This is a genomic window from Streptomyces sp. FH025 (genome assembly GCF_017427025.1).
Classification (GTDB): Bacteria; Actinomycetota; Actinomycetes; order Streptomycetales; family Streptomycetaceae; genus Kitasatospora.
Genome location: NZ_JAFLNG010000486.1, coordinates 1 through 5,914, shown reverse-complemented (window position 1 = coordinate 5,914; position 5,914 = coordinate 1). Strand labels below are relative to the sequence as shown.

The following is a 5,914-nucleotide window of genomic DNA, read 5'->3' as shown; positions in this document are numbered from 1 at the left end:
CGGAGGCCTTCGTCAACGGACGTCCCACGCTGGTCACCGAGCTGGCGACCAACGCGGGCTGGCGCGTGCAGGACGCCGCGCGGACGCAGGCGGTGCTGGATTTCGGCCTGGCCTCGCTGATCACCGTTCCGCTGTCGGCGCGGGGTGTGCTGATGGGCATCGCCGGCTTCTGGCGCAGCCGGGAGAAGGGGCCGTTCGAGGAGGAGGACCTGTCCCTGGCCGAGGAGCTGGCCGCCCGGGCCGCCGTGGCCATCGACAACGCCCGCCGCTACACGCGCGAGCACACGATGGCCGTCACCCTGCAGCACAGCCTGCTGCCGCGCGCGCTGCCCGAGCAGAGCGCCCTCGACATCGCGTACCGCTACCTCCCCGCCCAGGCGGGGGTGGGCGGCGACTGGTTCGACGTCATCCCGCTGCCGGGCACCCGGGTCGCGCTCGTCGTCGGCGACGTGGTCGGCCACGGCCTGCACGCCGCCGCGACCATGGGCCGCCTGCGCACCGCGGTCCAGAACTTCTCCACCCTCGACCTGCCGCCGGACGAGCTCCTCGGACACCTGGACGAACTGGTCGCCCACATCGACCAGGAGACCGCCGCGGCCGAGGGCGAGCTCGCGATCACCGGCGCCACCTGCCTCTACGCCATCTACGACCCCACCACCGGCACCTGCGCTCTGGCCCGGGCGGGCCATCCACCGCCCGCCCTCGTCCACCCGGACGGCACGGTGGAGGTCCTCGGCCTCCCCGCCGGTCCGCCGCTCGGCCTGGGCGGGATGCCCTTCGAAGCCATCGAGGTACGGGTGCCGCCGGGCAGCAACCTGGTCCTCTACACCGACGGTCTCATCGAGGACCGCACCCGCGACATCGGCGTCGGCCTGGACGTCCTCACCGCCACCCTGGCCCACGCCGACCGATCCCCCCAGGAGGTCTGCGACGCGGTGCTCGACGCCCTGCTGCCCGTCAGCCAGGCCGACGACATCGCCCTCCTCGTCGCCCGGACCCGCGTGCTGGCGCCCGACCGGACCAGCGAGTGGGAGGTGGCCGCGACTCCCGAGGCCGTGGCCCAGGCCCGCGCCGAGGCGACTCGACAACTCACCGAGTGGGGCCTGGAGGAGGCCGTCTTCGTCACCGAACTGGTGCTGAGCGAGCTGGTGACCAATGCCATCCGCTACGCGAGCGGACCGATCAAGGTCCGGCTGCTGTACGACCGTACGTTGATCTGCGAGGTCGCCGACACCAGCAGCACCGCCCCGCACCTGCGCTACGCGGCCGCCGAGGACGAGGGCGGCCGCGGCCTGTTCCTCGTCGCCCAGCTCGCCGAACGCTGGGGCGTCCGCTACACCGCCGACGGCAAGATCATCTGGGCCGAGCAGTTCCTGCAACCGGACGCCCTGGCGGCCTGGTCCGTGGGCGGGTAGGGGCACCGGCTGGGCGGCGCCGTCAGCCCAGGGCGCGGTCCAGGTTGAACGCGGCGCTGATCAGGGAGAGATGGGTGAACGCCTGGGGGAAGTTGCCGAGCTGCTCACCGGTGCGGCCGATCTCCTCGGCGAACAGACCGAGATGGTTGCCGTACGTGAGCATCTTCTCGAAGGCCAGCCGGGCCTCCTCCAGCCGGCCCGCCCGGGCCAGCGCCTCGACGTACCAGAACGAACAGATCGAGAACGTGCCCTCGGAGCCCCGAAGCCCGTCCGGACTGGTCGCCGGGTCGTAGCGGTAGACCAGGGAGTCGGAGACCAGGTCCGAGGTGAGCACGTCCAGAGTGGAGAGCCACTTGGGGTCGGTGGGCGAGATGAACTTCGCCATCGGCATCATCAGCAGGGACGCGTCGAGGACCGTGTTGTCCAGCCCCTGGACGAACGCGCCGCGCTCGGCCGACCAGCCGCGCGCCATGATCTGCCGGTAGACCGCGTCGCGGGTCCGGCGCCAGCGGGGCAGGTCGGCGGGGAGCCCGCGCCGGTTCGCCGTCCGGATCGCCCGTTCGAACGCGACCCAGCACATCAGCCGCGAGTACACGAAGTCGCGCCGGCCCGCCCTGGTCTCCCAGATCCCCTCGTCGGGCTGGTCCCAGGACTCGCAGAGCCAGTCCACCACGTCGCCGACCTGGTCCCAGTGACCGCTGCTGATCGGCTGCCCCCACTTGTCGTAGAGGTAGACGGAGTCGATCAGCGCGCCGTAGATGTCCAGCTGGAGCTGCCGGGTGGCGGCGTTCCCCACCCGGACCGGCGCCGACCCCAGGTAGCCCTCGAAGTGGGACAGCTCGTACTCCGGCAGGTCGCAGCGCCCGTCGATGCCGTACATGATCTGCAACGGACCGGTCTCGGTGATGCCCCGCATGATCCCGTACTCGGAGATGAAGCCCATGAAGGCCTCGGCCTCCGAGGTGAAACCCAGCCGGAGCATGGCGTAGACGCAGAAGGCCGCGTCCCGGACCCACACGTAGCGGTAGTCCCAGTTGCGCTCGCCGCCGATCTGCTCGGGCAGGCTGGTGGTCGGGGCGGCGACGATCGCCCCGGTGGGCGCATAGGTGAGCAGCTTCAGGACCAGGGCCGAGCGGTGCACCATCTCCCGCCACCGCCCGTGGTAGCGCGACTGGGACAGCCAGTGGCGCCAGAACCGGACGGTGGCCTCGAACTGCTGCTCCGCCTCCTGGTGGGGGCAGGAACGCGGGCTGACCTCGGCGCTCACCCGGTCGAGGGCGAACACCGCGGACTCGCCCTCCAGCAGCTTGAAGTGCGACCACACGTCCACACCGTCGGTCTCGACCGGCACGGTGGCGGTCAGCGCCAGCGACAGCGAGGGGGAGCGGAACACCGTGTAGCCGCCCACGAGCTCCACGGTGTGCGCCTCCGTCCCGTAGCCGAAGCGCGGGGCGATCCTCGCCCGGAACGGCAGCACCCCGCGGACGCAGAGCACCCGCCGGATCAGCCGGTGGCGGTCCGCCTCGCGGGACTCGTCGACGACGGGCATGAAGTCCTGGATCTCCGCCACGCCGTCCGACGCGAAGAACCGCGTGATCAGGACGTTGGTGTCGGGGAAGTAGAACTGCCGGGTACGGGCCGGCACGTCCGCGGACAGTTCGAAGCGGCCGCCCCGGTCCGCGTCGAGGATGGACGCGAACACGCTGGGTGCGTCGAAGCGCGGGCAGCAGTACCAGTCGATGGTGCCGTCGGTGGCGACGAGCGCCGCGGAACGGAGATCACCGATCAGACCGTGCTCGGAGATCAGCGGGTACCGGGAACCGTCCGGCTGCCCGCCGACGTCCGGCTGCTCGAATCCGCCCCTGCCGTGCTGCTCCATCGCGGCCTCCTCACCCGGTGCCGCGGGGCACCGAGCCGAACCCCTCGTCTCATGCTAGATCGCGGCGCTTCGGGGCGTCGGCGTCAGCCGGTCGTGAGCACCATCCGGAAGCGGGCCTTGCCGGCGAGCATCTTCTGGTACGCCTCCTCGGCGTGGTCCAGCGGCACGGTCTCGGTCATCGGGCGGATGCCGTGCAGGGCGCTGAACGCCATCGTGTCCTCCACGTCCTGCGCGGTGCCGGACGGGTGGCCCCGGACGACGGTGGCGGTCATGAGCAGTTGGGCCGGGGTGATCGCCATCGGTGAGGCATCCGCCCCGATCACCACCAGCTCCCCGCGAGGGGCCAGGCCGTCCACGGTGGACGAGATGGCCTCGGAGTTTCCGGCGGTGGCCAGCACGACCTTGGCGCCGCCGAGGGACTGCAACGCCTCGGCGACCGGGGTGCCGGTGGTGCTGTCGATGTAGTGGTGGGCGCCCAACTGCTCGGCGAAGCCGGCCTTCTCGGAGCCCCGGGCGATCCCCACGGTCTCGAAGCCCATCGCGACCGCGTACTGGACCCCGAGGTGCCCGAGCCCGCCGAGACCGAGCACCGCCACCAGATCGCCGGGCCGGGCGCTGCTGCGCCGCAGCCCGTTGTACGTGGTCACGCCCGCGCAGGCCATCGGCCCGGCGTCGCTCGCCGAGAGCTCGTCGGGGATCCGGGCCAGTGCGTCGGCGGGCGCGATCACCTTCTCCGCGAAGCCTCCGTCGTACGTCCACCCCGGGACCTTCAGGGTCCGGCACACGATGAAGTCGCCCTGGCGGCACGGCTTGCAGTAACCGCAGCTGCCGCCGAACCAGCCGACCGTCACCCGGTCACCGATCCGCCATCCACGGTCCTGGACGCCTTCGCCCAGCTCCTCGACATGCCCGGCGATCTCGTGTCCGGGAACCACGGGGAACGAGATGCCGGGCAGCGCGGCGTTCACGAAGAGCGCGTCGGAGTGGCAGACGCCGCACGCCTCCACGGCGATCCTCACGTGGCCTGGACCCGGCCGCGGCACCTCCCGCTCGGCCGGCTGGAGCGCACCGCCAGGGGCGGTCGCCTGTGCGACTCGGTAGGTACTCAAGGTGCTCATTCTCAGCGCTCCTCCGGGACGTCGTCTCCGTACGGTCGCCGTGCATCGGCAGGCCGATCAGGGAGAGCATCGAGGCCTGCTCCGGTACGGCGATTCTCGTGGATCCCGGTCGGGGCCGCAGGTCGGCGCCGCCACGTCGCCGCGCTGCCGGGTTGCCGGGTTGCCGGGTTGCCGCGTTGCCGCGGGGAGCGTGGCGCAGGGGCGGGGAGGAGCGCCCCCGTTGCGCCGTGGCGGTGTGGGCGGCAGCCTGCTGCTGTGGAGCACACCTCGGAGAATGGTGAACGGCCGATCCTGGTCACCGGAGCCGCGGGCAGCGTCGGGGCCGTCGGGCGGTCCGTGGTGGAAGACCTGCGGCGACGGGGCCTGCCCGTGCGGGCCATGGTGCGCCGCGACGACGAGCGCGCCGGGGCACTGCGCGCGACGGGCGCCGAGGTCGTCGTCGGGGATCTGACGCGCACGGACGACATCGCCGACGCCCTGGCCGGCTGCGGACGGATGTACTTCGGCATGGGTGTGTCGGTGCAGTACCTGGAGGCGGCCGCCGCGACAGCGGCCGTGGCGCGCGCCTCCGGACAGCTGGAGGCATTCGTGAACATGTCGCAGCTGACCGTCTCCGAGCTGGGCCTCACCAGCACGGGCGAGTCGCACCAGCACCGGCAGCAGTGGTTGGTGGAGCAGCTGCTCGACTGGTCGGGCCTGCCCGTCGTCGAGATCAGACCCACCGTCTTCATGGAGAACCCGCTCTTCCGGGTCGGCCTGTCCTCGATCGCGACGGACGACACCATCCGGCTGCCCTTCGGCCAGGCGAGAACCTCCCCCATCGCGGCCGCCGACGTCGCCGCGGTCGTGGCGGAGATCCTGGCCGACCCGGCCCCTCACATCGGCCGGATCCACGAGCTGACGGGCTCCCGCTCGCAGAGCGGCGCGGCCATGGCTTCAGAGATCGGGGCGGCTCTCGGCCGGCCGGTCAGCTACACCGACGTCCCGCTACAGGAGTGGATCGACAACGATCTCGGGTCGCTGGGGCTGCCGGAGCACGTCTTCCAGCACATCTCGACCATGGCCCGACTCCATGCGGAGAACCGGTACGACCGCCAGACCGACGGTGTGGAGCAGGTCATCGGGCGTCCCCCTTCAGGGCTGGGCGAGTTCGTCCGCCAGAACGCCGAGCTGTACACGCGTTGACCGCGTGGCGGTAGCAGGCTCAGCTGGGCGGTCCGGGCAGGGCATTTGTGTCGGGTGCGGAGTAGGAGTACTGTCGACCAGTCGCTCGGCTGGGAGCACCGGACACGCGTTTGCGCGGACGGTCCCGGGGCGGCCAATCCTCTGAAACACCACTACCCGGTTCGTGCTGGGTCGCTTTCGCATGCTTGCGTTGCGGCTCGGTGTGTATTCGGTGTGTGCGTTTTATCGGATTGCGGCGGGATTCGCTTTTCGGAGCGGGGACCGGCTAGAGTTTGAAACGTCGGACGGGGCGCGAAACCTCGGAAGGCACCGGCGAG

General features: G+C 71.4%; 4 protein-coding genes. 2 read left to right on the top strand and 2 right to left on the bottom strand.

Annotated elements, in window-relative coordinates; genetic code table 11:
• A partial coding sequence (locus tag J0670_RS27410; RefSeq protein ID WP_207814377.1) for an ATP-binding SpoIIE family protein phosphatase occupies positions 1–1,415 on the top strand: 1,415 nt, incomplete at its 5' end.
• A gap of 22 nt (positions 1,416–1,437) precedes the next feature.
• Here J0670_RS27410 and J0670_RS27405 read toward each other — a convergent pair.
• Together J0670_RS27405 and J0670_RS27400 are read right to left on the bottom strand one after the other, a co-directional pair.
• Complete coding sequence (locus J0670_RS27405) at positions 1,438–3,294, bottom strand: glycoside hydrolase family 15 protein (RefSeq protein ID WP_207814376.1); 1,857 nt, start codon at positions 3,292–3,294, stop codon at positions 1,438–1,440.
• A gap of 83 nt (positions 3,295–3,377) precedes the next feature.
• On the bottom strand, positions 3,378–4,403 hold the full coding sequence (locus J0670_RS27400; RefSeq protein ID WP_207814378.1) for an alcohol dehydrogenase: 1,026 nt from the start codon (positions 4,401–4,403) through the stop codon (positions 3,378–3,380).
• A 264-nt stretch (positions 4,404–4,667) separates the two neighbouring features.
• On the opposite strand from J0670_RS27400, the gene J0670_RS27395 reads away from it, so the two are divergent.
• Positions 4,668–5,597 (top strand): NAD(P)H-binding protein, encoded by a 930-nt coding sequence (locus J0670_RS27395; RefSeq protein WP_207814375.1) that lies wholly within the window; start codon positions 4,668–4,670, stop codon positions 5,595–5,597.
• Positions 5,598–5,914: the final 317 nt, after the last annotated feature.

Excerpts from the sequence above, each read along its gene's own strand:
- J0670_RS27405 (WP_207814376.1), bottom strand. The coding sequence starts at position 3,294 with ATGGAGCAGCACGGCAGGGGCGGATTCGAGCAGCCGGACGTCGGCGGG.